This is a genomic window from Nocardia thraciensis (genome assembly GCF_054782435.1).
The window spans coordinates 1-19403 of sequence record NZ_BAAGSM010000025.1 but is presented as its reverse complement, the minus strand read 5'-3'; the positions used below and the strand labels follow the sequence as shown (position 1 = coordinate 19403).

General features: G+C 65.1%; 22 protein-coding genes. 8 read left to right on the top strand and 14 right to left on the bottom strand.

All coding sequences use genetic code 11. The annotated features are described in order from the left end of the window. Positions 1-139: 139 nt before the first annotated feature. From ACYVLQ_RS16215 to ACYVLQ_RS16160, 12 genes are all read right to left on the bottom strand, one after another. Positions 140-493, bottom strand: coding sequence for a hypothetical protein (locus ACYVLQ_RS16215; protein ID WP_460698314.1), 354 nt, complete (start codon positions 491-493; stop codon positions 140-142). A 185-nt stretch (positions 494-678) separates the two neighbouring features. Next, positions 679-1323, bottom strand: a complete 645-nt coding sequence (locus tag ACYVLQ_RS16210) for an NUDIX hydrolase (RefSeq protein ID WP_460698313.1) — start codon at positions 1321-1323, stop codon at positions 679-681. A 168-nt stretch (positions 1324-1491) separates the two neighbouring features. After that, on the bottom strand, positions 1492-1938 hold the full coding sequence (locus ACYVLQ_RS16205; RefSeq protein WP_460698312.1) for a GNAT family N-acetyltransferase: 447 nt from the start codon (positions 1936-1938) through the stop codon (positions 1492-1494). 221 nt (positions 1939-2159) lie between these two features. Further along, positions 2160-2843 (bottom strand): ribulose-phosphate 3-epimerase, encoded by a 684-nt coding sequence (locus ACYVLQ_RS16200; RefSeq protein WP_460698311.1) that lies wholly within the window; start codon positions 2841-2843, stop codon positions 2160-2162. Further along, complete coding sequence (locus ACYVLQ_RS16195; protein ID WP_460698310.1) at positions 2840-3958, bottom strand: DegT/DnrJ/EryC1/StrS family aminotransferase; 1119 nt, start codon at positions 3956-3958, stop codon at positions 2840-2842. The genes ACYVLQ_RS16200 and ACYVLQ_RS16195 overlap by 4 nt, the downstream gene beginning before the upstream one ends. Then, on the bottom strand, positions 3958-4911 hold the full coding sequence (locus tag ACYVLQ_RS16190) for a hypothetical protein (RefSeq protein ID WP_460698309.1): 954 nt from the start codon (positions 4909-4911) through the stop codon (positions 3958-3960). Before ACYVLQ_RS16190 ends, ACYVLQ_RS16195 begins: the two co-directional genes overlap by 1 nt. Before the next feature lie 128 nt (positions 4912-5039). Next, entirely contained in the window at positions 5040-6158 is a 1119-nt protein-coding gene (locus ACYVLQ_RS16185) for a hypothetical protein (protein ID WP_460698308.1), read from the bottom strand. Further along, complete coding sequence (locus tag ACYVLQ_RS16180; RefSeq protein WP_460698307.1) at positions 6159-7286, bottom strand: sedoheptulose 7-phosphate cyclase; 1128 nt, start codon at positions 7284-7286, stop codon at positions 6159-6161. A gap of 11 nt (positions 7287-7297) precedes the next feature. Further along, entirely contained in the window at positions 7298-8404 is a 1107-nt protein-coding gene (locus tag ACYVLQ_RS16175) for an ROK family protein (RefSeq protein WP_460698306.1), read from the bottom strand. After that, positions 8376-9056, bottom strand: a complete 681-nt coding sequence (locus ACYVLQ_RS16170) for a 6-phosphogluconolactonase (RefSeq protein WP_460698305.1) — start codon at positions 9054-9056, stop codon at positions 8376-8378. The genes ACYVLQ_RS16175 and ACYVLQ_RS16170 overlap by 29 nt, the downstream gene beginning before the upstream one ends. Positions 9057-9070: 14 nt before the next feature. Continuing rightward, positions 9071-9247 carry a hypothetical protein gene (locus ACYVLQ_RS16165; protein ID WP_460698304.1) on the bottom strand — a complete coding sequence of 59 codons (177 nt, stop codon included), beginning with the start codon at positions 9245-9247 and terminating at the stop codon, positions 9071-9073. Positions 9248-9342: 95 nt separating this feature from the next. Beyond that, a complete protein-coding gene (locus ACYVLQ_RS16160; RefSeq protein ID WP_460698303.1) occupies positions 9343-9636 on the bottom strand; it encodes a hypothetical protein in 294 nt (97 codons plus the stop codon). A gap of 572 nt (positions 9637-10208) precedes the next feature. Between ACYVLQ_RS16160 and ACYVLQ_RS16155 the strand changes: the two genes are divergently transcribed. From ACYVLQ_RS16155 to istB, 5 genes are all read left to right on the top strand, one after another. Beyond that, on the top strand, positions 10209-11261 hold the full coding sequence (locus ACYVLQ_RS16155) for a helix-turn-helix domain-containing protein (protein WP_460698302.1): 1053 nt from the start codon (positions 10209-10211) through the stop codon (positions 11259-11261). Beyond that, positions 11258-12214: an inositol monophosphatase family protein gene (locus ACYVLQ_RS16150; protein WP_460698301.1), complete on the top strand. Its 957-nt coding sequence runs from the start codon at positions 11258-11260 to the stop codon at positions 12212-12214. The genes ACYVLQ_RS16155 and ACYVLQ_RS16150 overlap by 4 nt, the downstream gene beginning before the upstream one ends. A 91-nt stretch (positions 12215-12305) precedes the next feature. After that, a complete protein-coding gene (locus tag ACYVLQ_RS16145; protein ID WP_460698300.1) occupies positions 12306-12452 on the top strand; it encodes a hypothetical protein in 147 nt (48 codons plus the stop codon). A 75-nt stretch (positions 12453-12527) separates the two neighbouring features. Continuing rightward, complete coding sequence (istA, locus tag ACYVLQ_RS16140) at positions 12528-13769, top strand: IS21 family transposase (RefSeq protein WP_460698299.1); 1242 nt, start codon at positions 12528-12530, stop codon at positions 13767-13769. Beyond that, positions 13769-14584 carry an IS21-like element helper ATPase IstB gene (gene istB / locus ACYVLQ_RS16135; RefSeq protein ID WP_460698298.1) on the top strand — a complete coding sequence of 272 codons (816 nt, stop codon included), beginning with the start codon at positions 13769-13771 and terminating at the stop codon, positions 14582-14584. The genes istA and istB overlap by 1 nt, the downstream gene beginning before the upstream one ends. A gap of 92 nt (positions 14585-14676) precedes the next feature. Here the strand turns inward: istB and ACYVLQ_RS16130 are convergent, their stop codons facing one another. Continuing rightward, positions 14677-16422: an FAD-binding oxidoreductase gene (locus ACYVLQ_RS16130; RefSeq protein ID WP_460698297.1), complete on the bottom strand. Its 1746-nt coding sequence runs from the start codon at positions 16420-16422 to the stop codon at positions 14677-14679. Between the two features lie 105 nt (positions 16423-16527). On the opposite strand from ACYVLQ_RS16130, the gene ACYVLQ_RS16125 reads away from it, so the two are divergent. Genes ACYVLQ_RS16125 through ACYVLQ_RS16115 form a run of 3 tightly spaced genes read left to right on the top strand, consistent with a single transcriptional unit; the run spans position 16528 to position 18808 of the window. Further along, entirely contained in the window at positions 16528-17775 is a 1248-nt protein-coding gene (locus tag ACYVLQ_RS16125) for an NAD(P)/FAD-dependent oxidoreductase (protein WP_460698296.1), read from the top strand. Then, the gene (locus ACYVLQ_RS16120; protein ID WP_460698295.1) at positions 17772-18530 is read left to right on the top strand and encodes a DUF1365 domain-containing protein; all 759 of its coding nucleotides are present in this window, start codon (positions 17772-17774) and stop codon (positions 18528-18530) included. Before ACYVLQ_RS16125 ends, ACYVLQ_RS16120 begins: the two co-directional genes overlap by 4 nt. 14 nt (positions 18531-18544) lie before the next feature. After that, a complete protein-coding gene (locus tag ACYVLQ_RS16115; protein ID WP_460698294.1) occupies positions 18545-18808 on the top strand; it encodes a response regulator transcription factor in 264 nt (87 codons plus the stop codon). 94 nt (positions 18809-18902) lie between these two features. Here the strand turns inward: ACYVLQ_RS16115 and ACYVLQ_RS16110 are convergent. Beyond that, the coding region (locus ACYVLQ_RS16110; protein ID WP_460698293.1) for a class I SAM-dependent methyltransferase at positions 18903-19403 on the bottom strand (501 nt) is incomplete at its 5' end.

Genomic DNA, 19403 nt, shown 5'->3' with positions numbered 1-19403 from the left:
ACCGGACGCAACCCGGTCCCATGCTCATGGCAAACCGGTGGTCCCTTCAGGCTGGCAGCCGACACGCTCGCCCCGTGGCAGAGTCAATCCAACGTCATCGAGTTCCGTGAAGCCCGCCGGGCAATTCCCGTGTGACTACCTAGGCAAGTTGCAGATCAAGGCGAAAGCCACAGTCCGCGCGGTCAGCTCCCCGAGAAGTCTGCACCCGCACCGTCACTTGATGATCGAAACTCCGGGACTCATCGCTGAGGCTGGCAGTGCTGAAGTTGCAGTACATGGCCTCGACCAACGCTTGCCCGTCACCGTCGGTAGCCACCTTCGCAACAGAGTGGCTGGGCGATACCTCCGTAGTAGTGATGAACGCGACGTCATAACTACCTGAGCCAAAAGGTTGAACCCGGATGTCGGCCACGCGTTCTTGTGGAAACGTTGCTTCGACAACAGTCCCGTCAGCAGCCACTGCGACACACAAATTCACGTACTCATCGGGCATGGCTCCAGGGTAGGTCGGCAACCCTCTGACAGTGAATCTTCCGCTGGGGCAATGATCGTGTTGTCGGTCAGTAGGCGTAGTCCGGCCGAACCGTCGTGATGTATGGACCGATCACAGCGCGTCAGCGACTGCCGAACTTACGGACGCGCCACGAGACGATCAGCTTCCTAGTACTGGTGCACAGCTTAGTCGAACACGGTCGGCAGTTCGGGCTTGTTCCAGTGTTCGTGGAGTAGCTGGATTTGGCTGTCGAGCACTCTGGTGTGGGACAGTTCGGGCAGGTCGTCGACCGGGAACCAGCCGATCTCCATGGTTTCGACTGGGCTGGGTTCGCCGTGCGAGATGGTGTTGCAGAGGAAGAAGAGTTTGTAGACGTGGTACGGGAACACGGGCTGGTGTCCCTGTACGTCGCGGTCGAGTAGCGCGACGAGCTTGCCGGCGCGAACGACGAGTCCGGATTCTTCTTGGACCTCGCGCTCGATCGCCACCGATGGTGGTTCCAGGATGTCGCACCAGCCGCCGGGCAGTGTCCATCGTTCGTCGCTGCGGTCGCGGATCAGAAGGATGTGCCCTTCGTCGTTGAAGACCCCGCCGCGGACGTCGACCTTTGGGGTCATGTATCCCTCTTCGAGGGAGACGACCTTGTTCAGATCGTGTGGCGCGCCGTCGCTGACCATCGCCAAGAGGTCGACGGCGATGGACTTGGTTTGTTCGTATCGTTGCCGGTCGAAGACATCGGTCGCGAACACGAGGCCGTTGTGGGCTATGGAAGCCAGGGTTAGGGCGAATGTACGGATCTGAGCTTCCGGCGACGGCTGCGAGTCGTCCATCATGCGTCCCTTCGAGTGGTTGGTCCGCCATATACAGGGATTTGGCTGATTGCGATTACGTTGGCGGAGTATGGCTTCGGGCTTGGTTGCGGGCGCCTGTTTGGCAGCTGGTGTCGCGGATGTTGCGGGTTCTTGGCGGTCCGGGATGTTTTTTGAGTCCCGTGGCGCTCATAGGCGCATTCTGTAGGTTGTCGATTCTCGTGGCTTGAATCCGAGCTGCTGGTAGAGATGGTTTGCCGCGACTTTGGAGGGGGTGGAGGTGAGGTCGACAGTTCGCGCTCCATGTAGTTTGGCGATGTCCAATGCCGTTGTCGTGAGGGCTTTTCCGACACCGCGGCCTCGTGCAGCCTGATCGACGACCACGTCCTCGATCCGGGCTCGTAGCCCGGTAGGGATTGCGTAGACGACCAGGGTCAGAGCACCGACGATGTCGCCGTCCAGACGCGCCACGAGCAGTTGTGTGGACGGGCTGGTCGCAACCTTCTCGAGCAGTTCTGCGGTGAGGGGTGCGGCTGTGGTGGACAGCTGTGGTAGCAAGCCCGCGAGCGCCGTCAAGGTCTCCTCGTCGACATTGGTCACGGTTTCGATTGCGAGGGCCTCGGACGTGTCCGGCAACAGTGCAATCCTTCCGTGCGTTGGTTCTCGATTCGGCGAAAGTCGTTCTGGTATACCGTGTTTCGTCATCACCGCCCAGGCGATGGAGCCACGTGCGTTCTCGGGCGATGTCGGGCGGACCTAGCGTAACCGGTAGGCCCGCCCGCCCCGGCATTGCCGCGTCCCCTACGTCCTGCACGGGTCAGCTGCATCAGCTCCGGCTTCGATGCGAATGGGCTCCGCTACGAGTTTCCGACGTTAGCGGCAGGGTTGCCAGATTTGGTGAGGTTGTCGATTGCGGTCTGGATATCGGTGTCGGGGGATTTGAAGACTGCGCTTGCGGCGACGAGGGTGTCGACACCGGCCTCGATTGCCTTGGGTGCGGTGTGGCCGGTAACGCCGCCGTCGGCGACGAGTTCGACGGTGTCGAGGTACCTGTCCTGGAGGATGGTTCGGAGTTTGCGGATCTTGTCCGGGACGGTGGGGTCGAATGTGCTTGTGCCGGGCTGGCTGGTCATGAGGATGACGAAGTCCAGCCGGCCGAGATAGGGGGCGAGCCGTGCGATCCCGAGGTCGGGGTTGAGCACGAGTCCTTTGCGGACACCGGCGGTCTGCAGCGTGTCAAGGGTGGCGTCGATGTCGGTTGCTGCGTCGATGTGCAGGGAGACGCGGTCGACACCGATTCGGACGAGGTCGTCGACGTATCGATCGGGCTGGATGGTTTGCAGGTGGACATCGAGTGGCAGCTGCGTGTGGTCGCGGATCGCGGTGATGGTGCGCAGGCCGAAGCTGATGTCGTGGGTGTAGTGACCGTCCATGATGTCGAGGTGCAGGTACGGCGCATTGCTGTCGTTCACGGCGTCGATCGCGGCTTGCAGGTGCAGTGGATCGGCGCCCAGCAGTGCGGGTGCGACAGAGACGGTCATGCGGGGATCTCCTCGGTGGCTGTGATGGCTGCGTGCAGGGACTGGCAGACGAAGTCGATGTCTGTCGGTGAGAGGTCGGGCCGGATCGGCAGGCACAGGGTGCTGGTTGCTTGGTGTTCGGCATTGGGGTAGTTCGCGTCGAACCGATAGCGCGCGAATGCGGGTTGGTGGTGGATGGGGACGGGGTAGCGGACGACGGCGTCGACGCCGTCGGACCGGAGGTGTTCGAGCACTGCGTCTCGGCGCGGTACGGCGATCTGGAACAGGTGGAAGACATGGTCGCCAGGCTTTTCGGGCGCCGGGGTGACGGTGATTCCCTTGTGCGCCAAGGCTTCTGCATAGTGGCGGGCGATGCGTTGGCGCTCGCGGTTCCAGGCGTCGAGGTGGCCGAGTTTGGTGTCGAGGACGATGGCTTGGAGGGCGTCGAGTTTCGAGTTCGCCCCAAGAGCGACGTGGTTGTTCTGTCCGTCCTGTCCGAGGCTGCGCAGGATACGCACGGTGCGTGCGATCTCGGCGTCGTTGGTGGCCACGGCACCGGCGTCACCGGCGGCGGCGAGGTTCTTGCTGGGGTGGAAGCTGTAGGCGGCCACAGCGCCGAAGGTGCCGACCCGCTGGCCGCGCCAGGTGGCCCCGACGGCTTGTGCACAGTCCTCCACCACGACGGCCTGGTGGCTGTCGGCGATCCTGGTGAGGCGGTCCATGTCGAGACTCCGGCCGAACAGATGGACGGCAATGATCGCCCGAGTCCGCGGCCCGCAGACCACGGCGAGGGCGTCGAGGTCCATGAGGTAGGTGTCGCGCTCGCAGTCGACGAGCACGGGGGTGGCGCCCACCGCGGTGATCGCGAGGACGGTGGCGTGGAAGGTGTTCGCGACCGTGACGACTTCGTCGCCGGGCCCGATGCCGAGCGCGGTGAGTGCCAGGATGAGCGCGTCGGTGCCGGTGTTGACCCCGATTGCGTGCTCGATTCCGAGGTAGTCGGCGAAGCGGCGCTCGAACTCGGCGACGGTCTCGCCGAGGACGTAGTCACCGGTGGCCAGTGCGCGCTGAATCCGTTCGGTGGTGGCGGGCAGGTCGTCGAACTGGGTGCGGTAGTTGTAGCGGGGAATGTGCATTACGACTCCCGGTGGATCGCTGGGTGAATCTGCACGATCGTCTTGCCGAGCACCCCGCTCGCAACGCTGGCCGTGAGGAAGTCGGCGGCATCGTCGAGACCGACAATGCGCGTGGTCAGGCGCTGTGCGCAGGTGGCGAGTGACCATCCGTCGGTGTCGGAAGCCTGCGCCAGCAGCGACAAGGCGTCGAGGAAATCGGCTCGGGTCGCGCCGTAGGTGCCTGCCACCGTGTAGTACCTGCCGTTTCCGTGGACCGTCCGGGCGAGCTGGTTGCGCCGCACCGGGTCGATGTCGATGCCGTGCAGATAGCAGGAGCCTGGTTGAGTTCCAGCGAAGACCAGCAGCACTCCAGCGTCGGCGAGCATCCGCCGACAGGTGACGAGATAATCCGGTGTCGCGGCAGCGGTCGCCAGCACAACCCGGTTGAACTGGGTGTGGCGTGGAACCGGCCGCAGCACCTCGGGCGGTAGCGCGCGGCGGTCGCGGAGAAACTCGATGCGTTCGCTGTTCCGGTTCACCAGCACGCAGCGGTGGCCTTGCGCGGTGAGAACAGCGCTGATCAATGTGCCGGCCATCCCGGCGCCGACGACCGCGATCGGCGAGTGAGGGTCGATCGCGAGTTCGGCGGTGACCTCGTGCATGCGGGTCACGCAGTGCACCGCGCACGCCAGGGGTTCGCCGAATACCGCGATCCGGTCCGGAAGTCCCGCCGGGACCGGGACCAGCGCCGCGTGGAGCTGCTGCAGATCGCCGGTGAGTTCGACGATTTCGGCGAACCCGGAGGTCCGTCCCGTCAGTGCCGGGTGCGGATCGAACAGGACCGTCCGGCCGTGCAGGTCCGCCAGTTCGAGCGGGGCAGCGAAGACGGTACCCGCGATTTCGTGACCGAAGTCGCGGCGCTCGTACCGTGCGCCGCTGATCTCGCGGAGGTCGGATCGACAGATCCCGACCATGTGAGGAGCGAGAAGGACTGTGCTGCCGCTATTTTCGGGCCTTGTCTCCGCGAGCGTCACGCTAGTCATGAATGCGGCTTGATCGTGGTGTTCGATGCGCTGATAGGTCGCCGCACCACGTGGCTTCATCAGGCGCCTCCGAGTTGGTCGGCCACGGTGGTGTGGAGGTCGACCGGGCGCGTCCGCTGCGCCATGGTCGGATCGACGACGACCTTGGCGTACTCGCCCAGCGACCGGTCGCGCTGTGCCATCGCCGGGATGCGCTGGGCTGCCTCGTCCAAGGAGACCACTTGCGTGATCACCCTGGCGTAACGGGCGGGGGCTGCGAGCAGGTGCTGCTGGGCGTGGCCGAGCTGAATTGCCGAGGTTCCGCGGTGGCCGGTGAGCCACAGCCGCTTGCCACGATCGGCGACCGCCTCCGTAGGGGCGACGCCGTGTCCACAAACATTGGCGCGCCGCACCGCGGACAGGTCAGCGGCCGGGAGCCCAGGGTGGCGCAGGTCGGCGGGGATGCCACCGAACAAGTCGAGGACACCGTCGGCCGCGAGACTGTCGATGGCCCGGCCGACAGCCTCGAACGCGGCTTCGCGCGGCACGCACACGACGGCTCCGGTCACGCTGCCGGTTGGCACGGAGTCGGTGATGGCGTCGGTATGCAGCACGTCGAGCTGGTGGAGGAATTGCCGTCGTTCTCGGCGCGGGTGTATCAGCTGGATGCGGTAGCCGAGGTCTTCGCCCAGCATCGCCAGCAGCAGCGCGGCGGACCCACCCCCGAAGATCGCCACCGATGCGCCTGGGTGCAGGCGCGGACGCATCAGGTCCCAGGCATAGAGGGCGGTCGCAGTCGGCTCGACCAACGGGCCCAGATCCAGAGGCAATGCATCGTGGGCGGGGACGACACGGTGCGGCGGTACCTCGTGAAGCAGGTAGTCCTGCAGGAGCCCGTCGTGGCTGTGCCCGAGGATCACGTCTTGGTCGTCCGGATCGACAGGGTTGAAGATCTCGCAGCGCTCGCGGGCGCCGGATCCGCTGTTGAGCCGTACCGCGATACCTTCGTGGCCGAGGATCGCGGCACGGTCGCCACGAACGCCACGCTGGATCTGCAGGTCGGTCCCACAGACACCGACTCGCAGAACCCGCCGCACCGGCCCCGTGCCACGTCGGAACAGGCTGGCGGTGCGCCGGAGTTGGAGACCGCTGCCGATGCGCACGAGCGCACGATTGTCGATCGTGAGTGTTGTCGCCATTCAGACCTCGCACAGTTCGCGGTGGAGCGGGCGCAATGCGTTGGCCGCGGTTGTCAGTTCCGTGGGGGAAATGTCCTGGGCGAAGATGGCTGTGCCAATCTTGGTGAGTAGGGGAATGTTCTGGCTGCCGTCGCGGTGGCGGATCGAATCGGCCAGTCCGGCCTGCAGGATCTCGTCGGTGAGGCAGGCGTGGCTCAGGGGCAGGCCGACGCGAGACATCAGGGCGACGATCCGGGTAGCGCACTCGTCGTCAATGAGTTCTCGACGCAGCGAGACCAGGCACGACAGGGCGATGTCGATCGCGACGGCTTCACCGTGATACAGCTTCGGTTTCGCTGCCAGCTCGAACGCGGGACTGAAGGTGTGCCCGAAGTCGGGCAGCCGCGCGAGGTTGTCCTCCCACAGGTTCGGCTCCAGCTCTTCGAGGATCGCGGTGATCGCCGCATCGATGACCGGGCCGCTCACGGTCGTGTCCGATCCGAAGCTGCGCGCTGTGGTCCATTCTCGTTCGACCCGGTCGAACAATCCGCTGTCTTTGACCAGCGCTATCTTCAGCACCTCGGCCATGCCGTTGGAGATCTGCCGGTCCGGCAGCGTCGTCAGGAAACACGGATCGACGACGGTCTCCGAGGAGCTGAAGTAGGTGCCGAGCCGGTTCTTGCGGCCGTTGAAGTTGATCCCCGTTTTGACTCCGACGGCGGCGTCGACCATGCCCAGCAGGGTGGTCGGGACCCGGATGTAGGGCACGCCCCGGCGGTAGATGCTCGACGCGAAGCCGACCACGTCGGTCAGCACACCGCCGCCGACCGCGACGACGGCGTCGCGGCGCCGGCTGAGGCCGAACTTGTCGTACTCGCGGATGACCCGGCTCACGGTGTCGGAGTTCTTGCTCCGCTCGGTCGTCTCGATCGGTACCACGGTGCAGTTCGCGGTGTAGTCGGCGAAATAGCCGACGATCCGGTCGCCGAACAGGCTCATGACGGTCGAGTCGACGAAAACCAAGGTGCGCCGATTCCCCACCCCGACCGCGTCGGCCAGATCGCTGTTGTCCGGATCCAAGCACTGCCGGGTCCGCCGGATCTTGTATGAAATCGTCTGTGTCGCACCGACACCCCAAATGCGGTCCACGTCATCGACTCCTATCCCCCGTACCGGCGTCCGGCCGGTAGCGACTGTTGGCGAGCGAACAACCCTGCGCCGCGCAATGGATCGAGCCCATCGGACTCCCATCGCGAGATCCGGTCTCGGAAGACGCTGGGCTGATAGGTGGATACGAGATAGAGGCCGTCGGACTCCAATGTCCGGTACAGACTCTTCATGTAGTGGTCGCCCAAGGCGTCGACGACCCCGCCGGACAAGTACATGTGATCGATACGGGGATCGATGGCCATCGCATACAGCAACGCCCGCGCCAGTGGCGCCGTCACATAGTCGAGAAACGTTGTTGCCGTAGGGATGTTCGCATCCAACGCCGCGCACAGCCGACCGAGATACGAGACCGTCCCCTCCTCGGCCTCCTCACCAAGACCAAGAATGTTCGCCCACTGTGAAAGCAGCCTCTCGATCGCCTTCCCTGCGGCGATCGACGACACGTGCCCGACCGCGCCGCAGTCACACACCGGCTGCTCGATAGCCATGGGCGCTGCCGCCATCGCAGGGAGATGCCCGATCTCGCCCTGGATACCGTGGGCCCGGTCCAGCAAGACCTCGCCTGAGGCCACATCGATTGTGCGGGCGGCGATTCCGCTGCTCACCGTGACCGCAGTGATCCTTCGCAGGCCACTGTCGCCGACTCGGCTGCTGGCGGTGATCGCCAGGGCCAGGCTCGTCACATCGTTGACGACCCACCAATTCACGCTGGGCTCGGCTGCCGCCAAAGCAGCGGCCAGGTCGTAACGGTCGGTACTGTCACCCCAGAGCGGGGCGCTGGCCAGCACCTGCCCGGTATGGCCGTTCGTCGCGGCCCCGATGGAGATACCGACATCCTGCACGCCGGGCTCGCGGTCCAGCAGCTGGCGCGTCCGGTCCAGCAGAAACTTCACCATCAAGTCACGAAGCGTTGCCGCGTTGCTGCCGGTACGTGCCCTCGTGATCGCGGGATGCCGGTCCGGATCATCAAGTGCACCGTCGGCGGACAGTATCGCCGACCGCCACCAGGTGCCACCGAGATCGAAGACAATCACAGGCCGGTCGCCGAAGAACCGAACATCCGGCATCTCAACCCCTTTCCGGCCGTGCGGCGGCATCGGCGAACACGTAGCCGTCGTCGCCGAGCACGACAGCAGCCGGCACCGGCACAGCATCGGCCTCATCCGGGTACAGAACCGAGGACAGCGCTGCCTTCTTGCTGGCGCCGGTTGCCAATAGAACGCGCGTCGGGATCGCCCGGAGATAATCGACGCCGAGGCTGATCCGTGGTTCACCGTGATACACCGTCGACACGACGCGCTCGGCCCGATCGGCATGCAGGTTGTGACCGAAGATCGACGCAGTGTGCCCATCGGTCCCGAGACCCAGCACCGCGATATCGGGCACCCCATCGACGCGCAACGCGGCAAGCTGGTCGGCATACTTCGCCGCGACGACGTCACCGTCACCCGCCGCCGGAACCGGGTGCCAGCCTGCAGGGTGCTCGACAAAGGCACGGCCGAACGTGGCCTCGATCAGCGCCGCCGACCGATCGGCAGCCTCCGCAATCAGCCGTTCGTCGGTCTGAACGAAATGAACTCTCGCCCAATCGATATCGCAGTCGGCCAGTCGCCGGTATGTCAGTGCCGGTGTCGACCCACCGGCGAGCGCGATCAGGCACTCCCCGGTCTCGGCGATCGCCGAGCGGGCTTGTGCCGCAATCAGTTCGACCGCTGCCGACGCGACGGCCTCGGGGGTTTCACGGAACACACAGGTAAGTGGCACTATCCCTCCCGGATGGTCTGTCGAGGATCACTCAGCGGAGGTAACCGCCGCACGAAGCGGGCCGCCCGCTCATCACCGAGATCGGCGCGGTACACGTAGTAGGCCAGCACGCCCGCAATCCTGTCCGGCCGTTCCGGTTCCGGCGGACCGCCCGCCCGCAACGCAGCCGCCCTCACGGTGTCGCACCGTCGCTCGTACGCGGCCAGAAGGGCGTAGTGCCGCTGTTGCGCGGTCGCGCGGCCGTCTCGGCTCGAGAGACTCTCTGCGGTGCTCATCGTGCAGCGCTCGCCCGGTCGTGAGCCTGTGCGTAGATCTGGCGAGGCTCGACCGTGACGACATCGCACACCTGACAAATCGGAGCCGGGTCGCCACCGACATGATCGAGATCCGGCGCTATTACGGCGTCGACGTTGTGGCCGCGAGCCGTATTGACCAGCCGCGAAACGGGGTCGTCGACCCTCGCTGAATTGCGGACGACGATGCGCACCAGGCGATAGCCCATTTCGCGGGCGCATCGGATGACGGATTCCTCATTCGTCAACCGCGCAGGCAAGGCGCTGTCCACATACCCGATCGCAGACGGCCGACCAGGCTGGACCGCCGTATCCCGCCTGGGCATATACGGATACGTCACCGCAGCACCTCCACCGAACGGTTCAATGCCACCCGCCGGTCTCCTGGCCCGAGTCGCTCAGGAACCCGCGAACAGCCTCTTTCGCCCATCCCGACTACCGCTGCGGCAGAAGCGGTTCCGTCGTCGCTGTGCCGTGACGGCAGCCGACACCGGCGCATCGTGTGCTGCTGCATGGCATCGGTCATGCGCGGTTACCTCCCGTGGTAGTTCGTCGGGCGTCCAATAACCGTCGCACCAGCACTGTTCCCCTCACACCTGCGCGGCAGTTCGACAATCGACCGGTTCATGGGTTGGCCTGACCTGCGGATTTACCCAGGATCCTGAGATTGCCCATCTCGATGGGTAACCTGAGTGCGCCGTGACCGTTCCGGGTGTGGGGAGGGCTGCTTGCCGTGGGAGTCTCATCGAGACCGCCGAACGCGAATTCTCGGACGAACCAGTCGTTGAGCCCGCAAGCACGCGGCCGGGAAATGGCCGCCGCCGGCAAGAAACTGTGGACCGAGATGGGGTCGGTCACACGCGCGGCGACCGAGCTGATGGCCCGATACCCGGATGTGCCGAGCCTGCAAGCACATCGGTACGCCGCCGGTCTGTCCCAGGACCAAGCTGCCGAACGCTACAACGAGGCCACCGACCACCAGACCAGCCTCGGCGGCACCTCCATCAACGCCTGGGAAGCCTGGGCCCGCGGACGCGGGAGAGGCTCACCCCCCTCGATGTCGAGCGTGCTGATCCTATGCACCGCCTACGGGCGCGGACCGCTCGGCATCGCCGACGAACAGATCTCACCGACCGAACTGGTCGCCGAAGCTTACGAACGCCTGCCAATCGAAGACCAGCTGTCGCTCAAGCAGTTCACCAATGACGCGCAGCCACAATCCCCGCGCAACACAGCGCCACCAGCGACGGCATGGGCGCAGGACGGGGGTTCTGTTGCGGGTGGGCCGACCCGCCAGGTCGGTGAGGAGTTCACGTTGACAGCGCCGACAATCGAATACGGCAACCCTGACATCAGTGTGTTCACGCTGCCGAACCCTCGGCCGGGGCAACTACTGGACCTGACCTGGGCGACGTTCGGGTACGGCGTGGAACGGCTGTCCGCGCAGATCAAGAACGTCGGACGACGACTCGATGTCGATGTGTGCTTCGGGGTCAACGAGGCCGGTCTCGTAATGGCCAGCTTCCTGGCGTCGTCCCGCTTCTCCCGCTGCAAGATCGGCTACCTGCGCTGCAACAAGATTCGCGACGGCATCGACCTCGACGACGCCTCGTTCTTCCCCGCCGCCGAAGCAGCCACCACCATTTTCATCTGCGATTTCGAGGTCAAGCACGCCGACGTCATCGGATACCTCACCCGCCGAGTGCGCGAGCGCTACCCGACCGCGGACCTGTACTTCGCCGTGTTCGGCGCCATGACCAAGAGCCGCGACCTGCGAGTGGCCAGCTTCGATGACCTGACCGGAGCGAAGATCATGCACGCTGCCGACCTCGAAGCCGTCTTCATCGCTGCCACAATGAGCCCGCCCGGAATCGAACCCCCATTGGAGTTGCGATGACCCAGCAGAACAGTGCTCAACCCGTGACCCAACCGAGCACCATCCCCGACCTCGCGCAGAACCTCGCCGGCCTCGTACGCCGGATGATGCTTGAGATCCGGCCACGCCTGATCGACGCCGCCCTCACCGGCCACCGCGCGGAAAACGAGAACCTGCGCCACACCGACAACTTCCTGTCCGACTACGACCTGTGGATGCACCAACGCTACAAAGACCTACTGGCCGAACACATTCCAGCCTTCGTCTACGCCTCCGAAGAAGCCGACCCCGAGATCATCGGCGACGAACCCGACCCCGATCTGTGCGTGCTCGTCGACCCTCTCGACACCAGCGAGCTGGCCGTGCGCGGCCTGTTCGGATACACCCACATCCTGATCTACTCGCGCTCTCTGGCTCGGCCGATCGTTGCTGTCGTGGGCGACATCTTCCACCACGTCCAGCTCTACCTCGCCGCCCGGGACGAAACCGGTACCGATCGAGCGTTCATGATCACCGCCGACGGCATCGCACACGCCCTCGACCGGCCGTCACAGGCCACCCTGCCCGAGGCGCTGGTCACCAACTACCTGATGCGGCCCGCACAGCGGTTCCAGCCCTTGGCCCGGCAGCAGCAATTCCTGACCGCGCTGAGCGCCGCACCCGGCGACGGCAAGGCCAAGGGCCGCATCGGTGTCGACTTCGGGTCCGTCGGCCTGTGCCACGTCGCCGCCGGATTCTCCGACGCCATGATCGAATTCGCCAAAGGGTTCGCGATCTGGGACCTCCTCCCCGGCCACTACATACTCCACTCTGCGGGCGGAACCGTCATCCAACTCGACGGGTCACCACTGCCGCTGGACTACGACCTAGGCTCGCTGACGAACATCAACCGGGCGATGAACACACGTCAGAAGTTCATCGCGGCCGGGAACCCCGCTCTCGCTGACGAAATCCAGACATCGCTCACCATCTAGAGGAGTGTGATGAAGTCTGTGCGGAGGACACACACCGGTCAGTCACATCGCCTAAACCACCACTGGGAACAGCGCAGCCGTCCAACACTGCATGACCGACTCGATTGATCGCGAGGCACTGCTGGCCGCCGGGATCGACCCGGACGACCTGGAGGAATGGGTAATCCAGTGGCGGATGCAACTGCTGCTGACCTGGTGCGGCATCCACCTTGGGATGTCGGCAGAACGTGAAAAATGACCACCGCGCGGCAACTCAAAATGGACCACCTGGTCGGTGACCCTGGCTCTATCCGAGCCAGGGAGGACCGAAGGGATGCTTGCTGTGGAGGATTGGGCCGAGATTCGTCGTTTGCGTCGGTCGGAGGGCATGCCGATCCAGGTGATCGCGCGGGTGTTGGGCGTGTCCCGCAACACTGTGAAGCGGGCCCTGGCCTCGGACCGGCCACCGAAATACGAGCGCCCGCTGAAGGGGTCGGTGGTGGATGCGGTCGAGCCGCAGATCCGCGAGTTGCTGAAGACGTATCCGACGATGCCGTCGACGGTGATCGCCGAGCGGATCGGCTGGACCCGGTCGGTCCGGGTGCTCTCGGGCCGGGTCGCGGAGTTGCGGCCGGCGTATCTGCCGCCGGATCCGGCGTCGCGGACGATGTATGTGGCCGGGGAGATCGCGCAGTGTGATTTCTGGTTCCCGCCGATCGAGTTGCCGGTCGGGTTCGGGCAGGTCCGCGGCCCCAAACAGCTGCCTGTGCTGACGATGGTTTTGGGGTATTCGCGGTGGCTGATGGCGATGCTGATCCCGTCGCGGCATGCCGAGGACCTGTTCGCGGGCTGGTGGGCCCATATTCACCGATTGGGTTCTGTGCCAAAAGTTTTGGTCTGGGACGGTGAAGGAGCGATCGGCCGCTGGCGGGCTGGGCGCAGCGAGCTGACCGCCGAATGCCAGGCGTTCCGGGGAACCCTGGGCACGAAAGTGCTGGTCTGCAAGCCCGCCGATCCGGAAGCGAAGGGCATGATCGAACGAGCCCACGACTATCTCGAGCGGTCGTTCCTGCCGGGTCGATCCTTCAGTAGCCCAACCGATTTCAACGCCCAGCTCGAGGATTGGCTGGGATTGGTGAACCGCCGGACACGGCGGGCGTTGGGCTGCGCGCCGACCGATCGGGTCACCGCGGATCGTCAGGCGATGCTGGCATTGCCGCCGGTGGCGCCGGAGACCGGGTGGCGGCGCTCGGCGCGGCTGCCGCGTGATCACTACATTCGCTTGGACTCCAATGACTATTCGGTGCATCCGGCAGTGATCGGGCGCCGCATCGAGATTCTCGCCGACCTGAACCGAGTCCGGGTGTTCTCCGGCGGCCGGGTCGTCGCCGACCACGAACGGATCTGGGCCTGGCATCAAACCCTGTCCGACCCGGCCCATGTCGAAGCAGCGAAAGCGTTGCGGCGCGGCCGGATCGGTGTCCTGCGGCCAGCGCCTGAACCCGAGGTTGAGCAGCGGTGCCTGACCGATTACGACGCTGCGCTCGGCGTCGATATCGAAGGCGGGGTCGCCTGATGCCCGCACGGGCTCGAACTGCCGCGAAAACATCCACCACGACAAGGGATTTCACGGCCGAGCTGACCTTCCTCACCCGGGCATTGAAGGCGCCGTCGCTGCGGGAAGCCGCGCAGCGGCTGCCCGAACGCGCCCGCGCCGAGAACTGGACTCACGAGGAATTCCTCGTCGCCTGTCTGCAACGTGAGGTCTCCGCTCGCGAGTCTCACGGAGGCGAGGGCCGCATCCGTTCCGCCCGATTTCCTTACCGGAAGTCGTTGGAGGAGTTCGACTTCGGTCATGCCCGCGGTCTCAAACGCGACGTGATCGCCCACCTGGGCACCCTCGATTTCGTCACCGCGAAGGAGAACGTGGTGTTCCTGGGCCCGCCCGGCACCGGCAAAACCCACCTGGCGATCGGGCTCGCGATCCGAGCCTGTCAGGCCGGACACCGCGTCGCGTTCGCCACCGCCGCCGACTGGGTCGCTCGCCTGGCCGAGGCTCACCACGCGGGACGGTTGCAGGCCGAACTGATCAAGCTCGGCCGCTACCCGCTTCTGGTCGTCGACGAGGTCGGCTACATCCCGTTCGAGAACGAGGCCGCGAACCTGTTCTTCCAGCTCGTCTCGTCCCGCTACGAACGCGCGTCGCTGATCGTGACCAGCAACAAGGTCTTCGGCCGCTGGGGCGAGGTCTTCGGCGACGACGTCGTCGCCGCAGCCATGATCGACCGCCTCGTCCACCACGCCGAAGTCATCGCCCTCAAAGGCGACAGCTACCGGCTCAAGGACCGCGACCTCGGTCGCGTTCCTTCTGCCGGCACAACTGAAGACTGAAACCATCAACCCAAGCGACCAGATGATCCAAATTGGCGTTCCGTCAGATGGTCCGGATTCGAGTTCTGTTGACAGCAGGTTCGTGGAACGCTCTATTCGATCAGGCGTCCGCGCTCGCGCAGTTCCGAGATCATAGTGTCGGGTAGCTCGAGTTGCTGTGCCTGTGTTGGTGAGAGTGAGCCGGGTATGCCGTGTTCGAAGCCGAATACTCCGTCGGGGTCGTAGCGGTGCTTGATCTCTACCAGCCGGGGGAAGTTGTCGCCGTAGAACAGATGTGGGCGCGATTCGATGCCGGTATTGGTCCAGTTGAGGTAGGCCCCGGTGGCGTGTGGCGAAACCTGCCGGTAGAGGCCGCCGGCCCAGGTGGTGCACTCTTGATCGTCGTGTGGATCGGCCCAGTTCGATCGGATCATCATGAGTTGGCCGGTGCGGCCGTGGGCGAACGATGCGGTTCCTCGGTCGGCCGCGGCGGCCAGTTCTCCGCCGCCGGGGACGCACCACGTGAACGAATTGCCCGGTGTGGCGGTGTGCCATTCGCGCAGTGCGGCGAAGCCATCAGGAGGCAGCGGGTGGTCGAAGAATGGTGATGCGGTCGCGGCCCTGGTGCCGGTGTCGAAGGAGGTGTCGGCGATCTTCGCCAGCAGGGCCGCTGTTGCTGCGGTGAATGTTGTTGCGACAGAAACGTTTTGGGCTGGAGCTGGGACGAGGTCGAGCAGCGGTCGGAGTGTGGCTGCGAGGTCTTCCTCGGTGCCGGGGAAGATGCCTCCCACGTCGATGCGATCGTCTCCTGTTCTCGGCCGCATGGCCAGAAACGGTGTGAGCCGGGGATCGGCGGTCGGTGCCCAGTGCTGCCATGCGTCGTAGACGTGTTCGAACTGATCCCACGGCCACGACAGGAGGTAGGACGCCGCCGTCGCCAGTGGTGTCAGGCGCAGTGTGAAGTTGGTGATGATCCCGAAATTCCCGCCGCCGGCCCCCAGGCAGGCCCAGAACAGATCTGGTCGGTCGTCCGGTGTGGCGGAGATGATGTCGCCTCGGGCGTCGACGATTTCGAGTGCCAGGACGTTGTGTGCCATGGCGCCGAGCCAGCGGGCCAGGGCGCCGAGGCCGCCGCCGGTGATGAAACCGCCGAGTCCTGCCGTGTGGCTGACGCCGCCCGGGACTACTCTGTCGATCGCGGCCAGCGACTCGTAGACCGGTTGTATCCGGGATCCGGCGCCGATGGTGGCGCATGATGCGTCGGTGCTGATGTCGATGGTGTCGAGGGCGCGGAGGTCGATGACGATGGCGTCGTCGGCGGCGGAGAAGCCGTCGACCGAGTGTCCGCCTGAGCGTATCCGCACCGGGATGCCTCGGTCCCGGGCATCCAGTAGGGCGCCGGATACCTCCTGGGCATTCGTCGGGAAGGCGATCTCGAGTGGGTTGGTGTGGAACCGCTGATTCCATCCGCCGCACAGTCGGGCGAACTCGTGATCGGATCGTGTCACGCGTGTGAGGCTCCGAGGCGGATTGCCCATGGCGTCACCTGCCCTCTCTCGATACAAGCTCGATGGTAGTCCAGAACTGTACTTGGAGTGGTTGTTTCGGCTATTCGCCTCGCAAAACCGTTGGTGCGCAACAGAGTTCGGACGATGGTTTCCCGGAACGAACGATGGCAGACGGCATCCCGGCGTTGGTGCGCGTGCGGTTTCGTGACCGCGGTAGGTCTGCTCACGAGCGGCCGAGTCGGTATGCGTCACAGGCATATTGGATATTCCTGCCGTGATCTTCCGCGCGGATGGCGTCCGTATCACCATGCAGCTATGACTGAAGCTTCGCCGGTCCGGCCGGTCACACAACCCGATCGAATCCGTCCGGCGGTCGGGATGGACGACGCCGGGCCCGCTGCAGGATTACTCCGACCTGGATGTGCGATCGCCTGACGGCGGATCGTCGAGGGCGAGATGGGACGGGAACGGGTAGCGGTGGTCGGGTCGGGTGTCGCGGGCCTGACCGCGGCGTGGCTGCTGCGGGAACGGTATCGAGTGACGGTTTTCGAAGCGGCGTCTCGGCCGGGTGGGCACGCGCACACGCAGTACGTCGACACCGCGTCCGGCCCCGTGGCCCTCGACACCGCGTTCATGGTCTTCAACGACGTGAACTACCCGTGTCTGGTGCGGCTGTTCGGAGAACTGGGTATGCGCACGCAGCCGTCGGAGATGTCGTTGTCGGTCCGGTGTGACGGCTGCGGACTGAGTTTCCTGGCGGGCAGTGGTCTACGTTGCCTGCCTGAACATGCCGACGGTGTCGACCCGCTGCTGTGGTCGCAGATTCGGGAAGAAGTGCCGTTGTTCAATACCGCCGCGGCCCGTCTGCTGGCGTCGGACGACGACCATACGACTCTGGGCGAATTCCTCGAGGTCAGCGGTCTGTCGCCCTACTTCGTCGCGCACATCGCGATACCGGTCGTCGCATCGGTATGGTCGTGTAGCTCCGGCAGTGCGCTGCAGTACCCGGCCCGGTATCTGTTGACCTTCTTGAAGCACCACGGCTTGTTACGTATCGGAGGCGGCGTCCGGTGGCGCACCGTCGTCGGGGGCAGCCGCCGCTATGTGGACCGAATCGCACAGGAAGTCGATGATTTTCGGTTGGCGACGCCGGTGCGGGCAATATCGAGGACACCGGTCGGTGTGGTGATCGTCGACGACCGAGGTGAGGAGTCACGGTTCGACCGCGCCGTCATCGCGACGCATCCGGATCAGGCTTTGTCGATATTGGCTCCACCGACCGGCCCGGAGCAAGACATTCTGGGGGCGATCACCTACCAGCCCAACGATGCGGTCTTGCACACCGACAGCACCCTGCTCCCGCGGCGTGCGGGCGCCTGGAACTACTGGACGCCCTCGTGTGATCCGTCATCGGCCGGCGTGGTCATGACCTATCACTTGAATCGGTTGCAGCGCATCGCCGGTGCAGTCGACTACCTGGTCACCCTCAACGCAACCGAGCGGGTAGGCGCCGATTCGGTGCTGTCGCGGGCGGCGTACGAGCATCCGCTGTACACACGAGCGAGCGTGCAGGCTCGGCGAGATCTGTCGTCGTTGACCGACGATCGTGTCGCGTTCGCCGGTGCCTACCACGGGTGGGGCTTTCACGAGGACGGCTGCCTGTCCGGGGTGCGCGCGGCCGAGGCCATGGGGGCGGGGTGGTGACCGCGGGCCCGACCGCATGGTTGGACACTCCGATCCGGTATCGATGCCGTCTTGAGCACAGACGCCTGGAAGGCAGGCGCTATTCGTTCACGTACAGCTATCGGCCTTGGGTTGTCGATGTGGACGACCTGCCCGTTGCGCCACTGGTGTTCCGCCGAATCACGGGTTTCCGCGCGTCCGACCACCTCGGCTCGCCGCAGCGTTCCCTGCGCGCGAATGTGGACCGGTATCTCGCCGTCAACGGCATCGATCTGGCGGGGGGCCGGATACTGATGCTTGCTCAGGCGCGCACGTTCGGCCACGCGTTCGACCCGTTGTCGTTGTTCTGGTGTCACGATCGCGAGGGTCGGCTGGTATGCGTGATCATGGAGGTGCGCAACACCTTCCGGGAACGCCATTGCTATCTGTTGCCGGCGGATCCGACCGGCCGCGCGACGGTGACGAAAGAGTTCTATGTGTCGCCGTTCCTGCCGGTCGACGGCAGATACCTGGTCAGCTGGCGGCTGACCGCCGACCGTGTAGCGGTCACGGTGGCCTTGCGCCGCGGCAATTCCGGTGCGGAGCGGACGGCGTTGGTTGCGACCATGCAGGGGGTCCGTGAGGCGCGCGGCTTGGTGTCGGCGGCGTTGTCGGCTCCATGGCACACCTGGGCGGTCAGTCTCGCTATTCGTTATCGGGCGTGGCGGCTACGCAAACTCGGCTTGTCTCTGGCAAGGCGTCGATATCACCCCGCACAGCGTGGAGTAACCGAATAGCGAGAGGAACGAGCATGAAAGGTTACCGAGAATGTGAAGGGGCGACTCCCATTCCCGAGCCCCACAGCGGCGGACTTCGGCACCGGCTGACCGGCCGCGAGCTGGAGATACTCACGCTGGCCGCGCGCGGTTTGACCAGCTACCGCATAGGACGACGACTCGGTATCAGCGAGAAAACGGTCAAGAATCGCCTCACTGTGATCTACGGGAAACTCGCGGTCGGATGTCGCGCCGAGGCGATCGGCCGTGTTGTCGCCTCGGGTCTGGTTCGACCGTAGCGCTCACAGGCCGTCCACTTGGTAGCAGAGTTCGGCTCGGCCCATACGTGACCGTTCGGCGGCGATCGAGTAGTTGCGCGCGGTATATCCCCAGCTAGCTAGCCGTGGCGGTGTCGAAGTAGCGGCTGATCTCGCGGGCGAACCCGGGTGCGACAGTGTCGATACGCGGGTTGTTGTCGGCGATCTGCTGCTGCCAGTGCGCCATCGTTTTGCGGTAGTGCGAGGTCAGGTCGCTCAGTGCCGTGATGCTGAAGCCCGCGAGTTCCAGCGAGCGGATGATCTCCGACAGTGGAACCATCGCTGTGTATCCGTAGAGTTCGACGGCATGTTCGCTGGCCGGTCGGTGTTCGGCGTCGACCTGATGGCCGGCGCTGCGATAGCAGCTCGCGGACACGAACAATCGGCCGTTCCGCCGCAGCAGGCGCTTGGCCTCCAGCAGGACGGCAGCATGGTCGGGCATGTGCTCGATGACTTCTACCATCGCGATCGCGTCATACCTGTCCTCTGGCAGCACGACATCGGGGAAGTAGCCGGTTTCGATGTGGATGCGGTCGGTGACCCCGGCGGCGGCAGCGCGGGCGCGCAGGTAGTCCGA

What these genes read in the sequence shown, in the direction of transcription:
- ACYVLQ_RS16215 (WP_460698314.1), bottom strand. Translation starts at nt 493, where the DNA reads ATGCCCGATGAGTACGTGAATTTGTGTGTCGCAGTGGCTGCTGACGGG.
- ACYVLQ_RS16210 (WP_460698313.1), bottom strand. Translation starts at nt 1,323, where the DNA reads ATGGACGACTCGCAGCCGTCGCCGGAAGCTCAGATCCGTACATTCGCC.
- ACYVLQ_RS16200 (WP_460698311.1), bottom strand. Translation starts at nt 2,843, where the DNA reads ATGACCGTCTCTGTCGCACCCGCACTGCTGGGCGCCGATCCACTGCAC.
- ACYVLQ_RS16195 (WP_460698310.1), bottom strand. Translation starts at nt 3,958, where the DNA reads ATGCACATTCCCCGCTACAACTACCGCACCCAGTTCGACGACCTGCCC.
- ACYVLQ_RS16190 (WP_460698309.1), bottom strand. Translation starts at nt 4,911, where the DNA reads ATGGTCGGGATCTGTCGATCCGACCTCCGCGAGATCAGCGGCGCACGG.
- ACYVLQ_RS16185 (WP_460698308.1), bottom strand. Translation starts at nt 6,158, where the DNA reads ATGGCGACAACACTCACGATCGACAATCGTGCGCTCGTGCGCATCGGC.
- ACYVLQ_RS16175 (WP_460698306.1), bottom strand. Translation starts at nt 8,404, where the DNA reads ATGCCGCCGCACGGCCGGAAAGGGGTTGAGATGCCGGATGTTCGGTTC.
- ACYVLQ_RS16155 (WP_460698302.1), top strand. Translation starts at nt 10,209, where the DNA reads ATGGGGTCGGTCACACGCGCGGCGACCGAGCTGATGGCCCGATACCCG.
- ACYVLQ_RS16150 (WP_460698301.1), top strand. Translation starts at nt 11,258, where the DNA reads ATGACCCAGCAGAACAGTGCTCAACCCGTGACCCAACCGAGCACCATC.
- ACYVLQ_RS16145 (WP_460698300.1), top strand. Translation starts at nt 12,306, where the DNA reads ATGACCGACTCGATTGATCGCGAGGCACTGCTGGCCGCCGGGATCGAC.
- istA (WP_460698299.1), top strand. Translation starts at nt 12,528, where the DNA reads ATGCTTGCTGTGGAGGATTGGGCCGAGATTCGTCGTTTGCGTCGGTCG.
- istB (WP_460698298.1), top strand. Translation starts at nt 13,769, where the DNA reads ATGCCCGCACGGGCTCGAACTGCCGCGAAAACATCCACCACGACAAGG.
- ACYVLQ_RS16125 (WP_460698296.1), top strand. Translation starts at nt 16,528, where the DNA reads ATGGGACGGGAACGGGTAGCGGTGGTCGGGTCGGGTGTCGCGGGCCTG.
- ACYVLQ_RS16115 (WP_460698294.1), top strand. Translation starts at nt 18,545, where the DNA reads ATGAAAGGTTACCGAGAATGTGAAGGGGCGACTCCCATTCCCGAGCCC.